The organism is Glaciibacter sp. 2TAF33 (assembly GCF_052114945.1).
In the GTDB taxonomy this organism is placed as follows: domain Bacteria; phylum Actinomycetota; class Actinomycetes; order Actinomycetales; family Microbacteriaceae; genus Cryobacterium.
Genome location: NZ_JBFRFS010000003.1, coordinates 77,834 through 100,233, shown reverse-complemented (window position 1 = coordinate 100,233; position 22,400 = coordinate 77,834). Strand labels below are relative to the sequence as shown.

General features: G+C 68.3%; 23 protein-coding genes. 13 read left to right on the top strand and 10 right to left on the bottom strand.

The window, feature by feature from the left end; translation table 11 throughout:
* Position 1: 1 nt before the first annotated feature.
* The 4 genes from AB4Y94_RS03520 (at position 2) to AB4Y94_RS03505 (ending at position 3,747) form a co-directional block, all read left to right on the top strand.
* The gene (locus AB4Y94_RS03520) at positions 2-688 is read left to right on the top strand and encodes a CoA transferase subunit B (protein WP_441724823.1); all 687 of its coding nucleotides are present in this window, start codon (positions 2-4) and stop codon (positions 686-688) included.
* Entirely contained in the window at positions 685-1,902 is a 1,218-nt protein-coding gene (locus AB4Y94_RS03515; protein ID WP_441724820.1) for an acetyl-CoA C-acetyltransferase, read from the top strand. Before AB4Y94_RS03520 ends, AB4Y94_RS03515 begins: the two co-directional genes overlap by 4 nt.
* 250 nt (positions 1,903-2,152) lie before the next feature.
* A complete protein-coding gene (locus tag AB4Y94_RS03510) occupies positions 2,153-2,530 on the top strand; it encodes a YciI family protein (RefSeq protein WP_441724817.1) in 378 nt (125 codons plus the stop codon).
* Positions 2,527-3,747 (top strand): RNA polymerase sigma factor, encoded by a 1,221-nt coding sequence (locus tag AB4Y94_RS03505; protein ID WP_441724815.1) that lies wholly within the window; start codon positions 2,527-2,529, stop codon positions 3,745-3,747. The genes AB4Y94_RS03510 and AB4Y94_RS03505 overlap by 4 nt, the downstream gene beginning before the upstream one ends.
* Positions 3,748-3,911: 164 nt before the next feature.
* Here the strand turns inward: AB4Y94_RS03505 and AB4Y94_RS03500 are convergent, their stop codons facing one another.
* The 5 genes from AB4Y94_RS03500 to AB4Y94_RS03480 form a co-directional block, all read right to left on the bottom strand.
* The gene (locus tag AB4Y94_RS03500; protein WP_441724812.1) at positions 3,912-4,205 is read right to left on the bottom strand and encodes a putative quinol monooxygenase; all 294 of its coding nucleotides are present in this window, start codon (positions 4,203-4,205) and stop codon (positions 3,912-3,914) included.
* A gap of 46 nt (positions 4,206-4,251) precedes the next feature.
* Positions 4,252-5,046, bottom strand: coding sequence for a putative protein N(5)-glutamine methyltransferase (locus AB4Y94_RS03495; RefSeq protein ID WP_441724809.1), 795 nt, complete (start codon positions 5,044-5,046; stop codon positions 4,252-4,254).
* Positions 5,047-5,108: 62 nt separating this feature from the next.
* On the bottom strand, positions 5,109-5,795 hold the full coding sequence (locus AB4Y94_RS03490) for an ABC transporter ATP-binding protein (RefSeq protein ID WP_441724807.1): 687 nt from the start codon (positions 5,793-5,795) through the stop codon (positions 5,109-5,111).
* A gap of 148 nt (positions 5,796-5,943) precedes the next feature.
* Positions 5,944-7,449 (bottom strand): ABC transporter permease, encoded by a 1,506-nt coding sequence (locus AB4Y94_RS03485; protein ID WP_441724805.1) that lies wholly within the window; start codon positions 7,447-7,449, stop codon positions 5,944-5,946.
* 95 nt (positions 7,450-7,544) lie between these two features.
* On the bottom strand, positions 7,545-8,411 hold the full coding sequence (locus AB4Y94_RS03480) for a hypothetical protein (RefSeq protein WP_441724802.1): 867 nt from the start codon (positions 8,409-8,411) through the stop codon (positions 7,545-7,547).
* Positions 8,412-8,533: 122 nt separating this feature from the next.
* Here AB4Y94_RS03480 and AB4Y94_RS03475 point away from each other — a divergent pair, with 122 nt between their 5' ends.
* Together AB4Y94_RS03475 and AB4Y94_RS03470 are read left to right on the top strand one after the other, a co-directional pair.
* Complete coding sequence (locus tag AB4Y94_RS03475) at positions 8,534-9,277, top strand: response regulator transcription factor (protein WP_441724800.1); 744 nt, start codon at positions 8,534-8,536, stop codon at positions 9,275-9,277.
* Positions 9,274-10,995 (top strand): sensor histidine kinase, encoded by a 1,722-nt coding sequence (locus AB4Y94_RS03470; RefSeq protein ID WP_441724797.1) that lies wholly within the window; start codon positions 9,274-9,276, stop codon positions 10,993-10,995. Before AB4Y94_RS03475 ends, AB4Y94_RS03470 begins: the two co-directional genes overlap by 4 nt.
* 13 nt (positions 10,996-11,008) lie before the next feature.
* On the opposite strand, the gene AB4Y94_RS03465 is transcribed toward AB4Y94_RS03470, so the two are convergent.
* Positions 11,009-11,539 (bottom strand): MarR family winged helix-turn-helix transcriptional regulator, encoded by a 531-nt coding sequence (locus tag AB4Y94_RS03465; protein ID WP_441724794.1) that lies wholly within the window; start codon positions 11,537-11,539, stop codon positions 11,009-11,011.
* 3 nt (positions 11,540-11,542) lie between these two features.
* Complete coding sequence (locus AB4Y94_RS03460) at positions 11,543-13,333, bottom strand: MDR family MFS transporter (protein WP_441724791.1); 1,791 nt, start codon at positions 13,331-13,333, stop codon at positions 11,543-11,545.
* Between the two features lie 114 nt (positions 13,334-13,447).
* Between AB4Y94_RS03460 and AB4Y94_RS03455 the strand changes: the two genes are divergently transcribed.
* The 6 genes from AB4Y94_RS03455 to AB4Y94_RS03430 all read left to right on the top strand — a co-directional run bounded on the left by AB4Y94_RS03455 (position 13,448) and on the right by AB4Y94_RS03430 (position 18,679).
* Positions 13,448-14,221 carry an HAD-IIB family hydrolase gene (locus AB4Y94_RS03455; RefSeq protein WP_441724788.1) on the top strand — a complete coding sequence of 258 codons (774 nt, stop codon included), beginning with the start codon at positions 13,448-13,450 and terminating at the stop codon, positions 14,219-14,221.
* A gap of 8 nt (positions 14,222-14,229) precedes the next feature.
* Positions 14,230-15,291 carry a lactonase family protein gene (locus AB4Y94_RS03450; protein WP_441724786.1) on the top strand — a complete coding sequence of 354 codons (1,062 nt, stop codon included), beginning with the start codon at positions 14,230-14,232 and terminating at the stop codon, positions 15,289-15,291.
* 234 nt (positions 15,292-15,525) lie between these two features.
* The gene (gene rplJ / locus AB4Y94_RS03445) at positions 15,526-16,047 is read left to right on the top strand and encodes a 50S ribosomal protein L10 (RefSeq protein ID WP_441724783.1); all 522 of its coding nucleotides are present in this window, start codon (positions 15,526-15,528) and stop codon (positions 16,045-16,047) included.
* Positions 16,048-16,091: 44 nt separating this feature from the next.
* The gene (gene rplL / locus AB4Y94_RS03440) at positions 16,092-16,475 is read left to right on the top strand and encodes a 50S ribosomal protein L7/L12 (protein WP_441724781.1); all 384 of its coding nucleotides are present in this window, start codon (positions 16,092-16,094) and stop codon (positions 16,473-16,475) included.
* 462 nt (positions 16,476-16,937) lie between these two features.
* Positions 16,938-17,420 carry a MarR family winged helix-turn-helix transcriptional regulator gene (locus tag AB4Y94_RS03435; protein ID WP_441724778.1) on the top strand — a complete coding sequence of 161 codons (483 nt, stop codon included), beginning with the start codon at positions 16,938-16,940 and terminating at the stop codon, positions 17,418-17,420.
* The gene (locus AB4Y94_RS03430; protein ID WP_441724776.1) at positions 17,420-18,679 is read left to right on the top strand and encodes an MFS transporter; all 1,260 of its coding nucleotides are present in this window, start codon (positions 17,420-17,422) and stop codon (positions 18,677-18,679) included. Before AB4Y94_RS03435 ends, AB4Y94_RS03430 begins: the two co-directional genes overlap by 1 nt.
* Here AB4Y94_RS03430 and AB4Y94_RS03425 read toward each other — a convergent pair.
* Genes AB4Y94_RS03425 through AB4Y94_RS03415 form a run of 3 tightly spaced genes read right to left on the bottom strand, consistent with a single transcriptional unit; the run spans position 18,588 to position 20,868 of the window.
* Complete coding sequence (locus tag AB4Y94_RS03425; RefSeq protein WP_441724773.1) at positions 18,588-19,073, bottom strand: hypothetical protein; 486 nt, start codon at positions 19,071-19,073, stop codon at positions 18,588-18,590. The two genes, AB4Y94_RS03430 and AB4Y94_RS03425, sit on opposite strands and share 92 nt — an antisense overlap.
* 14 nt (positions 19,074-19,087) lie before the next feature.
* On the bottom strand, positions 19,088-19,831 hold the full coding sequence (locus AB4Y94_RS03420) for an SDR family oxidoreductase (protein ID WP_441724770.1): 744 nt from the start codon (positions 19,829-19,831) through the stop codon (positions 19,088-19,090).
* The gene (locus tag AB4Y94_RS03415; RefSeq protein WP_441724767.1) at positions 19,828-20,868 is read right to left on the bottom strand and encodes a LacI family DNA-binding transcriptional regulator; all 1,041 of its coding nucleotides are present in this window, start codon (positions 20,866-20,868) and stop codon (positions 19,828-19,830) included. The genes AB4Y94_RS03420 and AB4Y94_RS03415 overlap by 4 nt, the downstream gene beginning before the upstream one ends.
* Positions 20,869-21,072: 204 nt before the next feature.
* On the opposite strand from AB4Y94_RS03415, the gene AB4Y94_RS03410 reads away from it, so the two are divergent.
* Positions 21,073-22,392 (top strand): ABC transporter substrate-binding protein, encoded by a 1,320-nt coding sequence (locus AB4Y94_RS03410; RefSeq protein WP_441724765.1) that lies wholly within the window; start codon positions 21,073-21,075, stop codon positions 22,390-22,392.
* Positions 22,393-22,400: the final 8 nt, after the last annotated feature.

Sequence of the window (22,400 nt, the reverse complement as noted above, 5' to 3'; positions counted from 1 at the left end):
GATGGCTCTCTCTCGGAACGAAATGGCGGCCAGGGCGGCGCAGGAGCTGGCCCCGGACAGCTACGTGAACCTGGGCATCGGGCTGCCGACGCTGATCCCCAACTTCCTGCCGGAGGGGGTGCACGTGATCCTGCACTCGGAGAACGGCGTGCTCGGCGTCGGGCCGTACCCGTGGGAGGGGGAGGCAGACCCCAAGCTGATCAACGCCGGCAAGGAGACCATCACGGTCAACCCCGGCGCGGCCTACTTCGATTCCTCGCAGAGTTTCGGCATGATCCGCGGCGGCATGATCGACGTCGCCGTGCTCGGCGCCATGCAGGTGTCGGCCGCCGGTGACATCGCCAACTGGGCGGTCCCCGGCAAGCTGATCAAGGGCATGGGCGGCGCGATGGACCTCGTGCACGGTGCCGACAACGTGATCGTCGTCATGGAGCACGTTGCCAAGGATGGCGGCTTCAAGATCGTCCCGGAGTGCACGCTGCCCCTGACCGGCAAGAAGGTCGTCACCCGGATCATCACCGACCTGGCCGTGATCGACGTGACGGATGCCGGGCTGGTGTTGCGCGAGATCGCCCCCGGCCTCACGGTCGACGAGGTGCAGGCCGCGACCGGCGTGCCCCTGATCAGTGAGGGCGAGCCCGCCGTCATCACCACCATCCTCTCCGCGCCGGACGGCGACGCCGCATGAGCGAGCTCCGCGAAGTTGTGATCTGCGAGCCGCTCCGCACCCCGATCGGCCGGTTCGGCGGGGTGTTCAAGGCGGTCCCGCCGGTCGACCTGGCATCTGCGGTGATCGCGGCGCTGATCTCGCGGACCGGCCTCGACGGCGGGGTCGTCGACGACGTGATCTTCGGGCAGGGTTACCCGTCGGCGGAGGCTCCCCCGATCGCGCGTGTCGCCGCCCTCAACGCCGGGCTTCCAGTCACCGTCGGTGGAGTGCAGCTGGACCGCCGCTGCGGATCCGGCCTGCAGGCCATCCTCGACGCGGCGATGCAGGTGCAGACCGGCGTCAGCGATGTCGCGATCGCCGGCGGCGTCGACTCAATGAGCCAGGCTCCGATCTACACCGTCGACTCACGATGGGGCCTCTCCGGAACCAGCGGCGTGCTGCTGCGCGATGCGCTCGGTCGAGCCCGCGAGACCGCCGGCGGCGTGCACTACCCGGTCCCCGGGGGCATGATCGAAACCGCAGAGAACCTGCGCCGCGACTACGCGATCGGCCGCGCCGAGCAGGATGCGCTCGCGCTCCGGTCCCAGGAGCGGGCCGCCCGTGCCGTTGCCGAAGGCCGATTCGACGACGAGATCGTCCCCGTGTCGGTGCCCGGCCGTAAAGGTGCGACGGTCATCTCGGTCGATGAGACACCGCGTGAGACGTCGCTGGAGGCGCTCGCCGGGTTACGCCCGATCATGCTGAAAACGGATGCGGAGTCGACGGTGACCGCCGGCAACGCCAGCGGGCAGAACGACGCCGCGGCCGCGTGCATCGTGACCACGCCGGAACGGGCATCCGCTCTGGGCCTCACCCCGCTCGTGCGGCTGGTGTCGTGGGCTCGCGCCGGCGTCGACCCGTCGCGGATGGGCATCGGCCCGGTTCCTGCGTCGGCGAAGGCCCTGGCGCGTGCGGGTCTCACCCTCGCCGACATGGACCTGATCGAGCTCAACGAGGCATTCGCCGCGCAGGTGCTCGCCGTCAGCCGCGAATGGGGCCTCACCGAGGGTGACTGGGAGCGCACCAACGTCAACGGGTCGGGAATCTCGCTCGGGCACCCGGTCGGCGCCACCGGCGCTCGCATCCTCGCCACCGGTGCGCGCCAGCTGCAGCGCGACAACAGCCGCTACCTGCTCGAGACGATGTGTATCGGCGGTGGGCAGGGCCTCGCCGCGGTCTGGGAACGGGTCTAACCCGGTCGTTTCGACCCGCGCGGTTTGAACGCTGTTGCGGGCGTTGAACGCCCGGCGACCGGGGCGGTGCCAGAGACCTGCGCGGGTTGAACGCCGTTGCGCGGGTGGAACTCAACCGGCGAAGCGGCGTTCGACTAGCGCAACGATCATTGGACCACGCGGGGTGTCGATCGAACGCGTGCTCAATCGTCATAGGGGTATACCGGTCACGCGATGCGGCCGGTACCGTACCTGAAGGGAAGGAACTCCCATGCGATATTCATTGCTCATGCACTACCCGGAAATGACCGAGGCGGAGCTCGGCGAGGACGTTCTGGCCGAGGGGAAAGCCGCGTTCGACGCCTACGCGAAATCTCTCGACTCGGCCGGCGTGCTCGTCTCCGCAGAAGTGTTGCAACCCGTGGCTTCGGCCACGACGCTCACCCTGCGCGAAGGGTCGCGGAAAATCCAGGACGGCCCGTTCGCCGACACGAAGGAGCAGCTCGGCGGCACCTTCGTCATCGACGTTCCGGACCTCGATGCCGCACTGGACTGGGCTGGCAAATGTCCGGCCGCACAGTACGGCGTCGTCGAAATCCGCCCGTCTGCAGTCTTCTTTCACGACGGGCAGTGGCAAGGCGCGATGTGAGCCCGGACGGCACGGCGGCACGAGCAGAGCAGGTCGCCCGTGCCGCCTACGGGCACTTGCTGGCGCTCCTCGCCGCCGCGACGGGCGACATTCCGACCGCGGAGGACGCGCTGTCGGACGCGTTCGTGCAGGCACTGACGACCTGGCCTGTGCGCGGTGTGCCGAACAATCCGGAGGCCTGGCTCCTCACCGTCGCTCGCAACCGGCTTCGCGACCTCTACGCGTCATCCGCTCACCGTACCTCGGTGCCCTGGCTGGACCTGGAGCCCGCTGTGTTTGACCACTTCGACCTTGAGGTAATCCCGGACAAGCGGCTCGAACTCCTGTTCGTGTGTGCGCACCCGGCGATCGAGGCTGGCATTCGCACCCCCCTCATGCTGCACACGGTGTTGGGTTTCGAGGCGTCGCAGATCGCGACGGCATTCGCTGTGCCCGCGCCGGCGATGGCGCAGCGTCTGGTGCGAGCCAAGCGCCGCATTCGGGACGCGCGAATCCCGTTCACCGTGCCGACGCGGCAGGACATGCCGGCGCGGCTGCCCGCGGTGCTCGAAGCGATTTACGGTGCCTATGCGATCGACTGGGTGCTCCTCCCCGGCGAAGGCGTGCGTCTCTCGCTGTCAGGTGAGGCGCTCTATCTGGCCGCCACGCTGGCCGCGCTGCTCGAGGACGAGCCTGAGGTCTTCGGGCTGGCCGCTCTCATCGCGCTGTCCCTGTCGCGAGCGGATGCCCGCGTCGTCGACGGCGAGCAGGTGCCGCTCGACGAGCAGGACACTGCACTCTGGGACGCCGAACTGATCGCCCAAGGGGAGGCGTGGCTGCGGCGTGCGCACTCGTTCGGGCGCATCGGGAGGTTTCAACTGGAGGCGGCGATCCAGTCGGTGCACAGCACGCGGGCGATATCGGGGTCGACGGACTGGGAGGCGCTGCGGAAACTCTACGAGGGGCTAATGCGGGTTGCACCCACCCTGGGGGCGGCAGTTTCCCGCGCGGCAGCAATCGCGCACACTGAAGGGCCGGCCGTCGGGCTGGCGGCGCTGGACGCGATCACCGATGCGGCGGTCGAGCGCTTCCAGCCGGCTTGGGCGACGAGAGCGCACCTGTTGGCTGAGGCCGGCAGGTCAGGTGAGGCGGCCGCGGCCTTCACGGCGGCCATCTCGCTCACCGTGGACCCCGTCACCCGCGCTTACCTGACGAGACGCGCGGCGCGGGTTCTGTAGCGGAGCCCGGGCACGGTGAGAGGTGACGGGTGACGCCTTGGACGCTCCGAAGCCCCTGCTGGCACGAGCTGTGCCCTCGAAGTCCGGTTCGGGACTGGATTAGAAGGGCAGACCATCGAGCATCGACCGCCCGGCGAGCCCTAGCGCGGAAACGTCCCGCGGAACTAGAAGTCGAGCGTCTCGTACGTCTCGCGCACCCGGCCTTCGAGTTCGGGGATCGCCCTCCCCAGCGCGAATTCGGCGAAATGGGCCGACTTTCCGTGTGCCTCGAAGGCATCGGCATCCGTGTACACCTCGAAAATACGGAACACGTTCGGCGCCTCGGGGTCAGCATAGGGCTGGTAGTAGATGTTCCCGGGTTCGGTGCGGGTCGCCGGGGTCAGCTCGGCGAGGGCGCCTCGTACGATGTCCTCACTGCCCGGCTTGGCGGTCCAGGTCGCGATACAGACGAGCGCCATGTTGGTGCCTTTCGAGTTGTCGGAACTCAGTCGAGTCCCGCCCAGCCTATTCGCCGGGCATCGTCCCGATGACGATTGTCGCATCGACGTCTTCGGACCTGGCGATCCGCGCCTCCAGCCCGCTGCGCGTGAACACGTCGGCCAAGTGCGGCGCCTGCCGCCGGCTGGTCTCGATCAGCAGGTGCCCTCCGGGACGCAGCCAGAGAGGCGCCCCTGCAACAACACGACGCTGGATCTCGAGCCCGTCCGCCCCTCCGTCGAGCGCAAGGCGGGCCTCGTGGAGCCGCGCCTCGGGCGGCATCATGGCGATCGCATCCGTTGGCACGTATGGCGCGTTGGCGACCAGCACGTCGACGCGACCACGGATTCCGGACGGCAGCTGTTCGTAGAGGTCACCCTGGAACACGCGGTCGGCTCCGAGATTGCGCCGCGCGCACGACACCGCACGCGGATCGATGTCGGTCGCATACAGGTCGATGCCGTCAACGGATGCGGCCAGCGCGGCTCCGATCGCCCCGGCCCCGCAACAGAGATCGACGACAACCGCCCGGGGAAACGCGCGCGCCGCCGCCTGCCGCACGAGGAACTCGGTACGACGGCGAGGCACGAAGACGCCCGGCTCGACGAGGATGCGGAGCCCGCAGAACTCGGCCCACCCGAGGATGTACTCCAACGGCTGACCGGCAGCCCGCCCGGCCACCATGGTCTCCAGCTCGGTGGGGGAGCGTGCCGCTTCCACGAGCAGCCTGGCCTCGTCCTCTGCGAACACGCAGCCGGCCGCGCGCAGGCGAAGAACGACGGCGGACTCGGTCGGGGAAACGGAAGAGGTAACGGCGCACATCCTGTCTGCGTGAGGGCGAGCGCCATGCTACCGAACGGATGCCGCCGCTGTCACTCGGCCGGTCACGCCGCCTCGCGCACCACGCCCTGCTTGATGTGAAGCCGCCGCTGGGCACGCCGCGCCACGGTACTGTCGTGGGTCACCACGATCAACGTGAGTCCGCGCTCCCGCCAGAGGTCCTCCAGCAGCGCCATGATGTCGTCGCGGGTCTCCTCGTCGAGCGCTCCCGTCGGCTCGTCGGCCAGCAGCACCGACGGCCCTTTCACGAGTGCGCGCGCAATCGCCACCCGCTGCTGCTGGCCTCCTGACAGCTCGGACGGCCGGTGGTTGCCCCGGTCCCCGAGACCAACGGATGCCAGCGCCTCCGCCGCTCGTTGCGTGCGTTCCGACCCGCTCACCCGGAGCGGGGCGAGGGCCGTCTCGACGTTCTCCTGCGCGGTCAGCGTGGGGATCAGGTTGAAATCCTGGAAGACGAAGCCGATCTGCTGCGCCCTGATATGCCCGAGCTTGTGATCGCCGAGCCGGGCCAGGTTCGAGACGGCGCCGTCGGCGGCGCCCAGCTCGATGGTGCCTCCAGTCGGCCGGTCGAGGGCTCCGAGCATCTGCAGCAGAGTGGACTTGCCACCGCCGGTCGGTCCCTGGACCGCGAGCATCTGGCCATCCGGAATCGAGAGGTTCACGGCGTTCAAGGCAGTCACCTTCCGTTTCCCTTGCTTGTAGGTCTTGGTGACATCGGTCAATTCGTACATGGCGTCTCTTTCGTGGATTGTTCACCCGGTGAGGGGCCAACTTCTCCTAGTGCGAAGCGCGCCGCACTAGGTTTTGGTGACCCTCACCGGCTGGAGTGAAGGGGAGCGGGGGGACGGGGGAACGGGGTGAGTGGGGAACGGGCGCTGGTCAGGCGACGCTGCGGAGCGCTTCGGCCGGGCGCAGGCGAGACGCCCGCCACCCACCGATCGCGCCGGCGAGCAACCCGCCGAAGATGGCGAGTCCGACTGCGATCAGGATCACCGGGACCGTGACCGGCGCGGTGAGTGCGACGTCAGTCGTCGCGGCAGCCTGCGCGGCCTGGCCGAGACCGAATCCGCCGCCGGTGCCCGCGGTGACGGCGCCTCCGCCCGCCCCACGGCCGGGTGCGCCCGCTGCGAGGCCCGTCGCAGTGGCGGTGAGGGTGGGGGAGACCAGGTTGACCACGAGGATCCCGACCAGGCCGATCGCGATTCCCGCAACGCCGCCGATCAGTCCCTGCACGAGCGACTCACCCGCGACCTGCCGCACGATCCGGCCGTTCGACCAGCCGATCGCCTTCAGGGTGCCCAATTCTCGCGTGCGCCGGGTGACGCCGGAGATGGTGAACAGGATGGCGATGAGGAACGCGGCGGCGAGCACGATCAGCGACAGCCAGCGACCCAGGTTCGAGGCCAGGTCCGCGGCGGTGGAGAGCGATCCGGACACACTCGACGCCAAATCCGCCTGGGTCTTCACCGTGGCATCCGGCAGGGCCTTCTCGATGGCGGACTGCACCTGGTCGATATCGGTCGACGACGCCGCCTGCACGTAGATGTCGGACACCTGCCCGGTCAGGCCGGAGAGCGTCTGGGCAACGTCCAGCGGAATGTAGACGTTCGACGCGGTGGCGGCATCCGCTGTCGCGGCAGAGACCAGACCAACGACCGTGACGCCGGTTCCGGCGATCTGGATGGTGTCACCGAGCGCAACGGATGCCGTGGTCGCGTATGCGGCGTCGAGGACGGCAACGTCCGTCCCGGCGTCGGCGGCCGTGAGCGTACGGCCGTCGGTGAGGGCGACGGCGGACAACGGGCCGACCGCGTCGGTGGCCGGGTCGATGCCGAGCACGCTGAAGGAGTCGACGTTGAAGGAGCTGCCTCCGGCGCCGTCAGGCCCGCCTTCCGGCGGTGTCGTGCCATCGGCGCCGGGCGCGGCGGAACCCTGCGGCGTCTGGGCCCGGTTGGGCAGCTGCCCGTTGAAGGTGGTGTTCTCGAGGGACAGGGTGGCCGCCGCCGCGCTGACATTGTCGATGTCGCTGACCGTTTTCAGGGCGGCAGCGTCGAAGGTGGCGGTGCCGCGCCCGGCCCGGAGACGGGACTGGCTGACGCTGGTCGTGCCGTCGGAGGTAGCGCCATCCGCTGCCCCGAAGTCGAACCGCTGGGGTCCGCCGGTGCCGGCCGCGGCGTCGGTCGGCGTGGTGGGCGTCTGGTTGACGGTGATGTCCGTGCCGACGCCGTAGACCGATTCGAGCACTTTCGCCTGGGCCGATTGCACGCCGCTCGACACGGCATTGACGATGATGACCAGCGCGATGGCCAGGGCCATCCCGATGGCGACGACAGCCGTTTGCTTCCGGCGACCGGCGAGCTCTCGTCTGAGGTAGGTGATGAACATGCGTCTCCCGTTCCGTCGGCCAGCGAAATCCGGCCCTCGAACCCTGACCCTAGGAACCCCACTTATCACCGCACTATGGCGACCCTATGAACGCCCTATGTCGCGGACAGCCAGTCGTCGACGGCGGTGCGCATGGCCGCGGTGTGCACGCGCACCCCGTCGTCGCGAGCGGGTACCCGCAACAGCGGCGCACCGAGTCCGTCCGCCCACTGCTCGGCGATCGACAGCGGATGCACCGGGTCGCGTACCGCGCCGACCACGGCGATCCGCGCCTCTGTCCGGCCGGCGGCGGCGAGCTCGTCCGGGCCTGCGAACGCTCGGTTGCGCGGGATCTCGACCAGGCGAACGGCGCGCGCCGCGGCATCCGCTGACCGGAACTGGCTGAGCAGGCCGTGGCCCCCGAGCGGAGAGGCCTCGGCGATGCGGGAGTACAGCGACGTCCGGCGGAACGCTGCCTCGCCGTCGCGGGAACCGAGGTCGGCCAGGAACTGCCCGATCACCGGGAACGGATTGAGATTGGCCGGGAGCGGTTCGTCGGTGAAGGCCGGTCGCACGAAGACGGCGCGCCGCACCGGCAGGAGCCCGCGCAGCAGGATGCGGAGCCCGATCGCCGCCCCCATCGAGATGCCGATCACGGTCAGCGGGGGGTTGTCGGCCGACTCGAAGCCGGTTCCGGCGCCTTGGCCGCCGGGGCCGGCGAGGTCGGCGTGCACTGCCGACATCACCCGGTCGGCGAGCCGGTCGAGCGCGAAGTCGGACGCGGGAGGCGTGGCGACCCCGCCCCCGGCCCCGCCCCCGGCATCGACGAGTTGGCCGTGTGCCAGCACATCGGGGGCCAGTATCCGTGCACCGGCGGACCCCATCCCATGCCCGCTGTGCGAGCCGGCGCCCAGGACCGCTCCGAACAGCGACAGCGGTTGACGCCGGTCGGCGCCGAGCCCGTGCAGCAGGAGAGTGGTCACGGCTCCATTGTCCCCGCGCCGTGCCGACGCGGTGAAACCCCCGGCTCACAGAACTCCGACTCACAGAACGCGTCAGGCGCTCACATGGCGAATTCATAGGATTCGCGCAGATAATCGAGCGCATGAGCACACGCGTCAACGACAACCCTGCCCCCAAACTGCACAAAGCGGACGGCAGCGCGATCCGGGTCCTGGTCGTCGACGATGAGCCGGGCCTCACCGATTTGCTCTCGATGGCTCTCCGCTATGAGGGCTGGGACGTTCGTTCGGCGGGTGACGGCCAACAGGCGCTCCGGATCGCGCGGGAGTTCCGGCCCGACGCGATCGTCCTCGACATCATGCTCCCGGATATCGACGGCCTGCAGGTGCTGCAGCGCGTGCGCGCCGACGGCCACGAGACACCGGTGTTGTTCCTCACCGCCAAGGACTCACTCGACGACCGCATCGCGGGCCTCACCGCGGGCGGCGACGACTACGTCACCAAACCGTTCAGCCTCGAGGAGGTGGTCGCTCGGCTCCGCGGGCTGATCCGCCGCTCGACGCTCGCCGTCGCCGACTCCAGCGACCCGCGCATCACGATCGGCGACCTCACCCTCGACGAGGACAGCTACGAGGTGTTTCGTGCCGGCGAGCAGATCGAGCTCACTGCCACCGAATTCGAACTGCTCCGCTTCCTGATGCGCAACCCGCGCCGGGTGCTCAGCAAGGCGCAGATTCTTGACCGGGTCTGGAGTTACGACTTCGGCGGGCGCTCATCCGTCGTTGAAATCTACATCTCCTACCTGCGCAAGAAGATCGACGCCGGCCGCGACCCGATGATCCACACCGTGCGCGGCGCCGGCTACATGCTGAAGACCGCGAAATGACCAACGACCGATCGGTGACGGATGCCGCGGGCTCGACCGGCCCGCAGCATCCGTCGCCGGCGGACGAGCGAACCCCCGCCGGAGAGCCGGCACGCGAATCCAGCGAGCCCGGCACGCCCGCGCCCGAATCCAGCGAGCCCGGCACGCCCGCGCCCGAATCCCGCGAGCCCGGCACGCTCGTGCCCGCATCCCGCCCGCCCGAGCCCGCGCCCAGCGCCGCTCCGGCCGCCACACGCCGCGCGCCGTGGACCCTGCGGCGCCGACTGGTACTCGCAGTGGTCGGCCTGCTCGCCCTGGTCAGCATCGTGATCGGAATGGTGAGCGTCGCGATCCTGCGCGCGAGCCTGCTCGACGAACTTGACCAGCAGTTGTCGGCAGCCGCCGACCGCTCACGCTCGGCACTCGAAGGCGGGCCACGACCCGGAGCGCTCGGGTTGACCACCCCGTCCGCCGAGACGATCCTGAACGGCCCGGCGCAGCCACCCGGAACCCTCGCCCTGGTCTACGACGGCACTACAGTGACCGCCGGGTACACCACCCAGCACGGTGAGATCCGGCAGCTCACGTCCGCCCAGGCAAGCATCCTCGCCGAACACGCCAGCCCGAACGGGCCGGTCACCATCGAGATGGGGTCGGACCTCGGCAGTTACCGCGTGGTCGCCACGTCGACGCGCACTGGCACCGCCTACCTGATCGGCTTGCCACTGGCCACGGTCGACAGCACCGCGGCACAGCTCGGCCTGATCATCGGAGTGGTCTCGCTGGCGGGCGTGATCCTCGTGGCCGCCCTCGCCGCCTGGATCGTGCGGCTCGCGCTCCGGCCGTTGCAACGCGTCACCGACACCGCTGCGCGTGTCTCGGAGCTTCCGCTGGACCGCGGCGAGGTATCGCTCGTCGACCGGGTCCCCGAGCAGGACACCGATCCCCGCACCGAGGTGGGCCGGGTTGGATCGGCACTGAACCGGATGCTCGACCACGTCGATATCGCCCTCGAGACGCGGCAGGCCAGCGAACGCAAGGTCCGCCAGTTCGTCTCGGATGCCAGCCACGAGCTCCGAACCCCGCTCGCGTCGATCCGCGGCTACTCGGAACTCACCCGCCGCAGCGGCCACGACCTGCCGCCGGACACCGTGCACGCCCTCAGCCGAATCGAGTCCGAATCGGTGCGGATGACCGGACTGGTCGAAGACCTCCTGCTCCTGGCGCGCCTGGACGAAGGCCGGGAACTCTCGGCGGAGGCCGTCGACCTCGCGCCGCTCATCATCGACACCGTGAGCGACGCGCACGCTGCCGGACCCGACCACGTCTGGCACCTGGAACTTCCAGAGGAGCCGGTGCAGATCGTCGGTGACGCCGCCCGGCTGCACCAGGTCTTCGCGAACCTCCTCACCAACGCACGCGTTCACACGCCGGCTGGAACCCGGGTGACGGTTGCCCTGGCGAGTGAGCCGGGCGCCGGCGACCCCGGTCTGGCACGCATCACGGTGACGGATGACGGTCCCGGCATCCCGGACGAACTCCAGACCACCCTGTTCGAGCGGTTCGCCCGCGGCGACTCGTCGCGGTTCCGGGGCGCCGGCAGCAGCACCGGGCTCGGCCTGGCGATCGCCCGCGCCGTCGTGACGGCGCACCATGGCAGCATCGACGTGGAGAGCCGCCCCGGGTACACGCGCTTCACGGTGACCCTGCCGCTGGCATCCGCCTCGGATACCGACTAGCCCGGAGTGCCGGCTACGACTCCCGGTCGTTCAACCGAGCGATGTAGCCGGCGAACCGGTGGAGATCCTCGATCGACCAGGTGCTGAGCCGGTTGTGACTGAGCAGGCTGTCGGTCGCCCTGGCCGCGCCCAGCTTCTCGGCCGCCGCGGCAGTGAGGGTCAGGAACCGGGCGCGGCCGTCAGACGGATCCGTTTGCAGCTCAATCAGCCCGAGTTCCTCGAGCTGGCGGGCCTGGCGGCTGACGACACTCCGGTCCACGAACAGAAGGTCCGCGGCGACGCTGGCGTGCGTCGGGCCGCAGCGCGCGAGCACCCGCAACATCTTCAGCCCGAAGGGCGCCAGTGCCGGGTCGATCCGCAGGGCGGTATCGCGGATGCTGGCCCTGATGTGCCCGGCGAGCTCCCCCATCTGCTCCTCGACGGCGCCAATGGCTTCCTCCACCGCCGCATCGACGATGCGACGATCCGCGGGGCTCGCAACCCCGGTCGGGTCCGCCGGACCGGGGTTGCTCCCGGCACTGGCCGGAGCGCTGACCTGCGTCATGGCTTACCGCCTGGGGTCGGAGGTGGGAACGGTCGTCGACGGGTTGATCACGTCAACGGATCCGGTGGGGTGCGCTTGCCCGGCGGGGGCGAGGCCAACGCCGCCGGCGCTGACGCCGATGAGCGTGTCCTCGGCATCCTCGATCTCGCGCTCCCGGGTCGGGGCAGCGTGGGTCGTGGCGACCGCGCCGGTGAGGGTGCCGGCGGCCCGCTTGAGCTGCACGGCGGTCTTCGTTCCGAGCGATGCGTTCGGAAGGAGGATCACGGCGATCAGGGTGATCAACGCCAGCGGGGCGCTGACCAGGAACGCGGTGCCGACACCCGAGCCGTATGCGCTCTCGACGAGGACGCGGATGGCGCCCGGCAGCTGCGAGATGTGGGGGATCGTTCCGCTGCCCAGGGTCTGCACAGCCGTGATCTGGTCGGCCTTGCTCAGCCCGGCGATGCCGTCCTTGATGTGCTGGGCGACGAAGGTTCCGAGAACCGACCCGAGCACCGAAACGCCGATCGTTCCGCCGAGGCTGCGGAAGAACGTCACCGCGCTGGTGGCAACACCGAGGTTCTTGACCTCGATTGAGTTCTGCACGACCAGCACGAGGTTCTGCATGATCATGCCGACGCCGGCGCCGAGGATGAACATGTAGACGCCGACCAGGACCAGGCTGGTGTCGTAGCGCAGGGTGCCGAGCAGCACGGAGCCGGCGACAACGAGCACGCTGCCCGAAACCATGATTGCTTTCCACTTGCCGCGGCGGCTGATGAGGTTACCGAAGAAGGTGGAGGCGATAAGCAGGCCGCCCATCATCGGGATCGTCAGCAGCCCGGACTGGGTCGGTGTTGCGCCGCGCGCCAGCTGCATGTACTGGCTGAGGAACACTGAGGTGCCGAACATTGCGACGCCCACCGAGATGCTGGCGATGACCGACAGCGTGAAGGTGCGGTTCTTGAACATGCTCAGCGGGATGATCGGCTCCGGCACCTTGAACTCCACGATGACCGCAGCGATCAGCAGCAACGCCGCACCGGCAACCATCAGGAACGACGGCAGGGAGGCCCACTCGAACTGGTTCCCGGCGAGGGTCACCCAGATCATCAGGAGCGAAATACCGGCGGTGATCAGGACCGCCCCGATGTAGTCGATCTTGACCACGCGCTTGACGGCCTTCGGCAGGTGCAGCGTGAGCTGCAGCATGATGATGGCCAGAACGGCCACGGGGAGGGCGATGAAGAAGTTCCAGCGCCAGCCGAACGCATCCGTCACCACACCACCGAGCAGCGGGCCGCCGATGGTTCCGAGCGCCATGACGGCGCCGAAGAGGCCGGCGTACTTGCCGCGGTCCCGCGGGCTGATGATGTCGGCCATGATGATCTGGCTGAGCGCCGCGAGGCCGCCGGCGCCGAGGCCCTGCAGGACGCGGAAGGTGATCAGGGTGCCGGTGTCCTGCGAGAACCCGGCCAATGCCGATCCGAGGACGAAGACGATGAGGGCCAGCTGGATCAGCAGCTTGCGGTTGAAGAGGTCGGCGAACTTGCCCCAGAGCGGGGTGCTCACGGTCGTGGCGAGCAAGGTGGCCGTGATCACCCAGGTGTACGCGGACTGGTCGCCCTTGAGATCGGAGATGATCAGCGGCATCGATGTGCTGACCACGGTGCCGGCGAGGATCGATACGAACATGCCGAGCAAGAGTCCGGAGAGCGCCTCAAGCACCTGCCGCTTACTCATGGTGCCGTCAGCGGAGATGGTGCGTTTAGGGGCTTTGGCGGTCTTGCCGGACTGGGGTGAAGCGGATGACATCGGACTCCTGTTAGTAATTGACAACGGTAAACTATATGTCCGGTAGTGGACATCTGTCAACTACTTTGCCTGCGTATGCTGGATTGCTGTCCCCCATATATAAGGAACCCGCCCGTGACGAGATCCCCCCGCTTGGTGGCGTTCGACCTGGACGACACCCTCGCAGCCTCGAAGTCCCCGATCGACGCCCGAATGGCGCGCCTCCTCCTCAACCTCCTCGATGCGGTCCCGGTGTGTGTGATTTCCGGCGGTCACATCTCCCAGTTCCAGATGCAGCTGATCGACAACCTCGACGGCGCCACCGACTCGGAGCTGGCGCGCCTGCACCTCATGCCCACCTGCGGCACCCAGTACTACCGCCATGTCGACGGTGAGTGGACGCAGATCTACGCCGAGTTCCTCGACGACGACGAGAAGAACCGGGCGCTCGCCGCGGTCGAGGGCTCAGCCCGCGAACTCGGCCTTTGGGAGAGCGAAACCTGGGGACCGATCCTCGAGGACCGCGGCTCGCAGATCACCTTCTCGGCCCTCGGCCAGTCGGCCCCGGTCGCGGCGAAAATCGCGTGGGATCCCAGCGGCGAGAAGAAGAGCCGCCTGCGCGCCGCCGTGCAGGTCAAGCTGCCCGACCTTGAAGTGCGCTCGGGCGGATCGACGTCGGTGGACATCACCCGGCGCGGCATCGACAAGGCGTACGGCATGACCAAGCTCGCCGAACTCACCGGGGTCGCGCTCGACGACATGGTCTTCGTCGGCGACCGGCTCGACAAGGACGGCAATGACTACCCGGTGAAGGCCCTCGGTGTCGCGTGCATCGCGGTGACCGGTTGGGAAGACACGGCGGCTTACCTCGAGCGGCTGATCCCCGAGCTCACCGCGGCAGTCAGGTAGGCATTGCCGTGACGGTGGTAGCCGGAGTGACGGATGCTTCCGCCCGGACTCGACTGTGGTGCGGCACGTACACGCCCCCCGCCGGCACCGGCCGGGGCATCGAATCCCTGGCCGCGGACGGTGAGGGTCACATCACCGGTTCTTCCCGGGCGGCTACGGCCGATTCGCCCTCGTTCCTGGCCGCCCACCCGTCATTGGACCTGGTCTACGCCGTCGCCGAGCACCAGCAGACGGTGCAGGGCTACCGGGTCATCGGGCGCGACCGGCTCGAGCCCGTCGGTGACCCATGGCCGGCGGGGGAGGCCGCCTGCCATGTCGCGGCGGATCCCGGCGGCCGGTTCCTCGTGGTCGCCTGCTGGGGGAGCGGCGAGGTGCTGCTCTACGATCTGGGCGCCGACGGCGCGATCGTGGCTCGGCACGAGGCGGCCGCAGCTGTCGATCCATACCCGGACGGGCCGGCCGGCGCCACGCGGGTCTCGCGCGCCCACAGCAGCGCCATGCTGCCTGACGGTCGGGTGCTCACCACCGACCTCGGTTTCGACCTGCTCCGGGTGTGGGAGTATGCGCCAGGGCGCGGCCTCGTCGCCGACGGCGACGTGCCACTCGGCGCCGGAAGCGGGCCCCGGCACGTCGCCCTCCACCCCGGCGGATTCGTCTATGTCGTCACCGAATATTCCATCGAAGTGGTGATTCTGGCAGCGGATGCGGCCGGCCGGCTGACCGTCGTCGGCCGCACCCCCGCGACAGCGGCCGGCCCACGGCCCGGCGACGCCGCCGCTGAGATCTCGCTCGACCCCGCCGGTCGGTTCCTGTACGTCTCCGTGCGCGGCAGCAACGTGATTTCCACCCTCGCCGTGCTGGACGACGGTGCGCGGCTGGTGCCGGTGGGCGACGTGCCCTGCGGCGGCGACTGGCCGCGGCACCACCTGCAGCGAGGCGAGCTCCTGCACGTGGCCAACGAACGCTCGAGCAGCGTGACAACGTTCCGGATCGACGCGAGCACCGGCGTCCCGGCCGAACTCGTCGACACGGCCCGGGTCGGGTCCCCGACCTGCCTGCTGCCCGCGTAACGCGGCTCGATTTGCCGAGCGGATGCGGCATCCGCTACTCTGAACGAAGCCAAAGACCGCCGGTTATCGCTGTGCGCAGAAATGCTCACGGTGATCGAAGGTTCATTCACGTGAACGGCCCGCGCAGGATTCGAAGTACAAGCAGTGAAAGCTGCCTCAGCTCCGGCCTTGCGCTGGAGCTTTTTTCATGTCTGCGCCCGGGGCTACCGGCACATGAGAATTAAGAGGAGCGCCATGGCGAACAAGGAAGCATCGGTCGCCGAGCTACAGGACAAGTTCCAGAGCTCGACCGCCGTTCTGCTCACCGAGTACCGCGGACTCACTGTTGCGAAGCTCAAAGAGCTGCGCACGTCCATCAGTGAGGACGCCACGTATGCCGTGGTAAAGAACACGCTGACCAAGATTGCGGCCAACAACGCCGGCATCTCGTCTTTCGACGAGGAGCTTGTTGGGCCGTCAGCAATCGCATTCGTTCACGGTGACCCGGTCACCGTCGCGAAGAGCCTGCGTGCCTTTGCCAAGGCAAACCCTCTCCTGGTGGTCAAGGGCGGTTACTTCGACGGTAACCCGCTCTCCGCCGAAGAGGTAGGCAAGCTCGCCGACCTCGAGTCCCGTGAAGTTCTGCTCGGCAAGCTTGCCGGCGCCTTCAAGGCCTCGCTGTTCGGAGCCGCATATCTGTTCAACGCACCGCTGTCGAAGGCCGTTCGCACGGTCGACGCGCTGCGTGAGAAGCAGGAGTCCGCGAACCAGGCGTAGCCCGGTACCGCGGTGAGTAACTAAGAAACTATAAGGAGAAAATCATGGCAAAGCTTTCAACTGAAGACCTGCTTGAGCAGTTCAAGGGCCTGACCCTGATCGAGCTCAGCGAGTTCGTCAAGGCATTCGAGGAGACCTTCGAGGTCACCGCCGCCGCTCCGGTTGCTGTCGCAGCCGCCGGTGGACCCGCCGCCCCCGTCGAAGAGGTCGAAGAGAAGGACTCCTTCGACGTCGTTCTCGAGGCTGTCGGCGACAAGAAGATCCAGGTCATCAAGGTTGTGCGCGAGCTCACCAGCCTCGGCCTGGGCGAAGCAAAGGCAGTCGTCGACGGTGCACCCAAGGCCGTCCTCGAAGGCGCTTCCAAGGAAGCGGCCGAGAAGGCCAAGGCTGCACTCGAAGAGGCAGGCGCCACCGTCAACCTCAAGTAATTGCGGCCCCGCGAGGGGTTCTCAGTTCATGAGGCGTGACCGGCGCTCGTCGCGTTACTCGACAAGCCGCACGTAGTGAAGGCGTCGCCCCCGTTGCCGGGGGCGACGCCTTCACGCGTTTAAGCGCACGCCCCCTGCCCGTCACCCCCTGCCCGTCACCCCCGTACCCGTCACCCCTGTACCCGTCACCCCTGTACCCGTCACCCCTGTACCCGTCACCCCCGTACCCGTCACCCCCGTACCCGTCACCCCCTGCCCGCCACCTCTGTCGCGCTGCGGTTTCTCGCTCGCGCTGCGGTTTTGACCACGCGCGGATGGCAGGCCAGCCGCGCGTGGCATTTTCCTCAGCGCGAAGGAGAGAGGGGGCCGAACGGGCGAGCGAGAGGCGAGCGAGGGGCGAGCGAGGGCTCAGCACGGGGGCGATGCGCGCATGTGCATAGCCTGGCTATGTATAATGGGGACATGCCCACCGAACTGCACCGCATGCTCGGTGACCTGGTCGCGGTCAACCACCGCCTGACCCGGGTCGCCGCAACAGCCGCCGGCGGCACCGAGTCGCCCGCTCTCTGGCGCACGCTCAGCGTGCTGGAGACCACCGGGCCGATCCGGCTCGGCGAACTCGCCGAACTCAGCCGGGTCGCCCAGCCCACCGCCACCAAGATCGTGGCCGGCCTGGTTGAGCGCGGCTGGGTGGAGCGACAGGCCGATCCAACGGATGCCCGCGCGACGCAGATCGCCGCGACCGACGCGGGACTCGCCGCCAAGCAACAGTGGCGCAACAAACTCGCCGAGGCACTGGTGCCACTGTTCGACGACCTGGCACCCGAGGAGATCCGGATACTCGAGCAGGCCGTCACGATCGTGCGTAACCGCGTCGACCTCAGCGAGCGCGGGGTGCGCAACACCAGCGGAACCACCGACAGAACAACACAGGGAGCACAGTAATGAGCACGGCACACCAGCCCACAGCAGGGGCCAGCATCCTGCACCAGCCGAAGGCGGTGTGGGCGGTCGCTTTCGCCTGCGTCGTCGCCTTCATGGGCATCGGCCTGGTCGACCCGATCCTTCCCGCGATCGCCGCGGACCTGCAGGCGACCCCGGCCGAGACGGAGTTGCTGTTCACCAGCTACCTGGTCATCACCGGGCTGGCCATGTTCTTCACCAGTTGGCTGTCCAGCCGGATCGGCGCCAAGAAGACGCTCCTGATCGGTCTTGCCCTGATCGTCGCCTTCGCCCTGTTCGCCGGTCTCTCCCAGGACGTCGAGTCCATCATCGGCTTCCGGGCCGGCTGGGGGCTCGGCAACGCCCTCTTCATCTCAACGGCGCTCGCCACGATCGTCGGCGCGGCGTCCGGCGGTACCTCGTCGGCGATCATCCTCTATGAAGCGGCACTCGGAGTCGGCCTGGCCGTCGGACCGCTGGTCGGCGGCCTCCTCGGCACGCTGAGCTGGCGCGGCCCGTTCTTCGGCACCGCCGTGCTGATGGCTGTCGGCTTCGTCGCCATAGTGGTGTTGCTGAAGACCGACACGTCCGCGGCAGCGAAACCGGTGCCCTCACGGATCTCGGCACCGTTCCGGGCTCTGGCCCGACCGGCCCTCGGCATCCTCGCCGCCGCGGCGCTGTTCTACAACATCGGCTTCTTCGTGCTGCTCGCCTACACGCCGTTCGCCCTGGTGCCGTTGGGCCTGTCCGACGCCATCACGCTGGGCTTCATCTTCTTCGGCTGGGGCATCTCGGTCGCGATCACCTCCGTCTGGATCGCCCCGCTGCTCACCGCGCGGATGCCGCGGACGCGCGTGCTGTGGTTCGTCCTCCCGCTGCTCGCCCTCGACCTTGTTGCTCTCGCCCTTCTCGTGCACTCCGCGGTGGGCCTCATCGTCGGCATCGTCATCGGCGGGCTGCTGCTCGGCGTGCTGAACACGGTGCTCACCGAGTGCGTGATGGAGGCGACGGACCTGCCGCGCTCGGTCGCGTCATCCGCTTACTCCGGCGTTCGCTTCCTCGGCGGCGCCATCGCGCCTCCCGCTGCTGCGCTGCTGGCCGCGACCATCTCCCCGTCGATGCCGTTCTGGGCTGGGGCTCTCTCGGTCCTGATCGCTGCGGCAATCGTCGTCATCGGCCGGAAGCACCTGCGGCTGGCGGACGGTCACCAGGAGAGCCAGCTGGAAGAGGCCGAGGTTCTGGCTGTCGCCGACGCCACCTGACGACTGCCACTGCCACCAGCGCGACCGGCAGCACGACAGACAGTGCCAGGGTGACGACCAGGAGGGCCGCCTCCTGGTCGCTCGCCCCGTGCAGGTGCCCGACATGGAAGACCAGGTGCGGTACCGCGAACGCCAGGTATGCCAGCAGCGACACCACGACGAGGCGGGTTTCAGGCCAGAGGGCAGCGGCGCCGAGAGCGAGGGCGATTCCGATGCTCGCTCCCCCGAAGTCGCGGAGCAAGTGTTCACTGAACGGTGGCGTGAGGTTCACCGTCGGCACGGTGTCGTAGAAGTTGCGCGGGAAGAACGCGGTCCAGATCCCGAGCACCAGTTCGACGGCCGCCAGCAACCAGAGCCCGATCCGCAGCACAGCGGTCAGCACGCCCGTTGTCATCCGGGCATCCGTCGTCATCCGGGCACCGCAGCCGATTCCGCCAGGTAGTCCGCGAAGCTGATCCGCCCCACCGGATCGCCCGGTACGAGGTTCCCTCCGGCGGTGTAGGCGGCGATGGTCTTCCCCGGGAGCCGCAGCCGCCAGATCGGGCGCGTCCGATCCCGTGCCGCGGCCCACACCGCCCCCAATTCGGCCGCGCTGAGAGTCTCAGGGCCGCCGATGTCAGGCACCAGGCCCTGCGGGGCACCGAGGGTGAGCTCGACCAGCCGATCGGCGACATCGCGGGTGTCGATGGGCTGGAACGAGAAAGCGGGGGCCAGCGTCACCGGCAGGAAGCGTTGGGCGCTGAACAGGAGCTCCACCAGGTAGTGGAACTGGGTGGCCCGCTGGATCGTGAAGGGAATGCCGGAGACAGCCAGCATCCGTTCGATGGCGACCTTGCCGCGGTAGTAGGCCAGCGGGATCCGGTCGACGCCGACGATCGAAATGAGAACAACGTGTGCCACACCGGCCGATTTCGCGGCGGCGAAGAGGTCCCGGGCTGCGGCCACATCGCCCCGCCCGGTCGCCAGGTGAACAAGGGTGTGCACGTCGTGCAGCGCCTCCCGGACGCCGGCGCCGGTGCGGAGGTCTCCGGTGTGGAGGCCAGGGCCGCTGCGCCGGCTCAGCACGCGCACGTCCTGCCCGGCTGCCCGCAGCCGTTCCACGGTGGGGCGACCGAGATGCCCGGTGCCACCGGTGACCAGAACCTTCGTCATACGATCTCCCCGCTCCTGAGTCCCGGCGCGCTCGTGCTCGATCGCGTGACCAGGCGTACCGGCATGATCTCAGCCCCTGGCTCGTTGGGCACGGCAGCGGATGCCCCCAGTTCGCCCATCAGGATCTCCACGGCCCGTCGGCCCTGGTCACGCGGATGCTGTTCGATGGTGGTGAGTCCGAACATCGGCGCGTAGTCGTGGCCGTCGATGCCGATCACCGAGAGTTCCGCCGGCACCAGGATGCCGAGTTGCCGGGCTGCGATGATCACGCCGATCGCCACCTCGTCGCTGCCGGCGAAAATCGCGGTGGGACGATACCGCGGATCGCCGAGGAGGCGAAGCGCGGCATCCATGCCCCCGGGCAGGCTGATCTCGGCCGGCCAGTGCCGGTCCGCGGCGGGCACCCCCGCCGCCCGCAACGCCGAGGTGAATCCGCTCAGCCTCCGCCCGTGCACCGAGCCGAGCCACTCGTCCCCTTCGTCGCCATCGCCCCCGAGGAAGACGATCTCGGTGTGGCCGAGGCGCAGCAGGTGGTCGGCGGCGAGGGCCCCGGCGGCGACGTCGTCGATCGAGACCGAGCGGATGCCGTCGGGTGCGGCCCCGATCCCGATCACCGGCTTGCCGAGGCGCAGCGGCGACCACACGCGGGACACGTGCGGCTCGACGCCGATCACGATGACAGCGTCGAAGCGCTTGCGGGCGAGGAAGAAGTCGAAGATGCGGTCGCGGTCGTCAGGGTCGTCCGTGAGGTTGTACAGGGTGAGGTCGTACCCGCAGTCCAGCAGCGCCCGCTCCGCACCCTCCAGCACCTCGCCGAAGAACCACTTGTTGATGAACGGGATCACCACGCCGACATTGAACGTCTGGCCGGTGACGAGGCTCGCCGCGTTCGGGGAGGCGACGTAGCCGATTGCGCTGGCCGCGGCGACGACGCGGTCACGGGCATCCGTTGAGACATAACCCCTGCCGCTCAGTGCGCGCGATGCGGTGGCTTTCGAGACGCCAGCCGCCCGCGCCACGTCTGCCAGTGCGTTCACTCGGCTCCCTTGTCTGATTCTCAGCACAGCTTATTCCGTATCTATACGTCTGGAAACGATTCCATAACGCCTCGGCATTCTTTCGTCAAACGGTTGATTAACAGGGACGCCGGGCGTATTTTTCGATGTGGAACCGGTTCCTCATTGAGGGTAGATGTCGGCTCGCAGTGCTCCGCGCCATAGCTCTTCCAGATCCAAGGGGTAATGATGAGAATCCTTCGGCACCGTCGTTTGCTCGCCGCAGTCACGTTGGGAGGATCCGCGGCCCTGGTGCTCGCCGGATGCTCAAGCGGATCGAGCACGAGCAACACCAACTCAGCATCCGGCGGTGACCTCAAAGGCGTCACCCTCAATGTGGCGGCCGACTGGTCAGGCTCCGAGCAGTCCAACTTCGAGAAGGTGCTGAAGAAGTTCTCCGACGACACGGGCGCGAAGGTCAACTACACCAGTTACGGCACTGACGTCGCGACCACCCTCAATACCAAGGTCGAGGGCGGTGACCCGCCGGATGTCGCGGTGATTCCGCAGCCGGGCCTGCTGGACTCGCTGGCCAAGGCCGGCAGCCTGATCGAACTCGACAAGGCCACCCAGAGCACTGTGAAAGACAACTTCGCCCAGGACTGGGTGGATCTGGGCAGTTCAGACGGAAAGCTCTACGGGGTCTGGTTCAAGGCCGCGAACAAATCGACCGTCTGGTACAACACGACTGTGTATGACACCGCAGGCGCGAAGGTTCCGAAGACCTGGGAGGACTTCGACAAGCAACTCGGTGTGATCGCCGACTCTGGCGTGTATGGACTGTCCATCGGAGCGGATGCCGGCTGGCCGCTCACCGACTGGTTCGAGAACGTCTACCTGCGCACCGCTGGCGGCGAGATGTACGACAAGCTCGCAACGCACGCCATCCCGTGGACGGACCCGTCGGTCACCACGGCGCTGACCGACCTGGGGACCCTCTGGGGTAACACGACCGTGATCCAGCCGGGCACTGCGCAGCGCACCTTCGGCGACTCGGTGATCGCGGTGTTCGGCGACCCGCCGGCCGCCGGAACAGTCTTCGAGGGCGACTTCGTGGCCGGCAACATCAGCAGCGACACCAAGTCGAAGGTCGGCGAAACCGCGAAGTTCTACGACTTCCCGTCGATCAACGGCTCTGAACCGTCCGTGGTCGGTGGCGGCAACGTCGCCGTGCAGCTCAAAGACAACAAGGGAGCCGCAGCGCTGATGAAGTACCTGGCGACTCCGGAGGCCGCGACGATCTGGGTCAAGGCAGGCGGCTTCACCTCACCGAACAAGAAGGTCGACACGGCCGGATACCCCGACGCGACGAGCAAGCAGATCGCCGAGGCACTGGTGGGCGCGAAGACCTTCCGGTTCGACATGTCCGACCTGGCGCCGAGCGCCTTCGGCGGCACCAAGGGCGCGGGGGAGTGGCAGATCCTGATCGACTTCTTCAACAACCCGACCGATGTCGCCGGCACCCAGCAGAAGCTGGAAGCGGCGGCGGCCGCCGCGTTCGGGTAACGGCGAGA

What these genes read in the sequence shown, in the direction of transcription:
- AB4Y94_RS03470 (WP_441724797.1), top strand. Translation starts at nt 9,274, where the DNA reads ATGACCAACGACCGATCGGTGACGGATGCCGCGGGCTCGACCGGCCCG.
- AB4Y94_RS03435 (WP_441724778.1), top strand. Translation starts at nt 16,938, where the DNA reads ATGCCCACCGAACTGCACCGCATGCTCGGTGACCTGGTCGCGGTCAAC.
- AB4Y94_RS03465 (WP_441724794.1), bottom strand. Translation starts at nt 11,539, where the DNA reads ATGACGCAGGTCAGCGCTCCGGCCAGTGCCGGGAGCAACCCCGGTCCG.
- AB4Y94_RS03495 (WP_441724809.1), bottom strand. Translation starts at nt 5,046, where the DNA reads ATGTGCGCCGTTACCTCTTCCGTTTCCCCGACCGAGTCCGCCGTCGTT.
- AB4Y94_RS03515 (WP_441724820.1), top strand. Translation starts at nt 685, where the DNA reads ATGAGCGAGCTCCGCGAAGTTGTGATCTGCGAGCCGCTCCGCACCCCG.
- rplJ (WP_441724783.1), top strand. Translation starts at nt 15,526, where the DNA reads ATGGCGAACAAGGAAGCATCGGTCGCCGAGCTACAGGACAAGTTCCAG.
- AB4Y94_RS03520 (WP_441724823.1), top strand. Translation starts at nt 2, where the DNA reads ATGGCTCTCTCTCGGAACGAAATGGCGGCCAGGGCGGCGCAGGAGCTG.
- AB4Y94_RS03430 (WP_441724776.1), top strand. Translation starts at nt 17,420, where the DNA reads ATGAGCACGGCACACCAGCCCACAGCAGGGGCCAGCATCCTGCACCAG.
- AB4Y94_RS03475 (WP_441724800.1), top strand. Translation starts at nt 8,534, where the DNA reads ATGAGCACACGCGTCAACGACAACCCTGCCCCCAAACTGCACAAAGCG.
- AB4Y94_RS03420 (WP_441724770.1), bottom strand. Translation starts at nt 19,831, where the DNA reads ATGACGAAGGTTCTGGTCACCGGTGGCACCGGGCATCTCGGTCGCCCC.
- AB4Y94_RS03460 (WP_441724791.1), bottom strand. Translation starts at nt 13,333, where the DNA reads ATGTCATCCGCTTCACCCCAGTCCGGCAAGACCGCCAAAGCCCCTAAA.
- AB4Y94_RS03500 (WP_441724812.1), bottom strand. Translation starts at nt 4,205, where the DNA reads ATGGCGCTCGTCTGTATCGCGACCTGGACCGCCAAGCCGGGCAGTGAG.
- AB4Y94_RS03490 (WP_441724807.1), bottom strand. Translation starts at nt 5,795, where the DNA reads ATGTACGAATTGACCGATGTCACCAAGACCTACAAGCAAGGGAAACGG.
- AB4Y94_RS03425 (WP_441724773.1), bottom strand. Translation starts at nt 19,073, where the DNA reads ATGACAACGGGCGTGCTGACCGCTGTGCTGCGGATCGGGCTCTGGTTG.
- AB4Y94_RS03510 (WP_441724817.1), top strand. Translation starts at nt 2,153, where the DNA reads ATGCGATATTCATTGCTCATGCACTACCCGGAAATGACCGAGGCGGAG.
- AB4Y94_RS03485 (WP_441724805.1), bottom strand. Translation starts at nt 7,449, where the DNA reads ATGTTCATCACCTACCTCAGACGAGAGCTCGCCGGTCGCCGGAAGCAA.
- rplL (WP_441724781.1), top strand. Translation starts at nt 16,092, where the DNA reads ATGGCAAAGCTTTCAACTGAAGACCTGCTTGAGCAGTTCAAGGGCCTG.
- AB4Y94_RS03410 (WP_441724765.1), top strand. Translation starts at nt 21,073, where the DNA reads ATGATGAGAATCCTTCGGCACCGTCGTTTGCTCGCCGCAGTCACGTTG.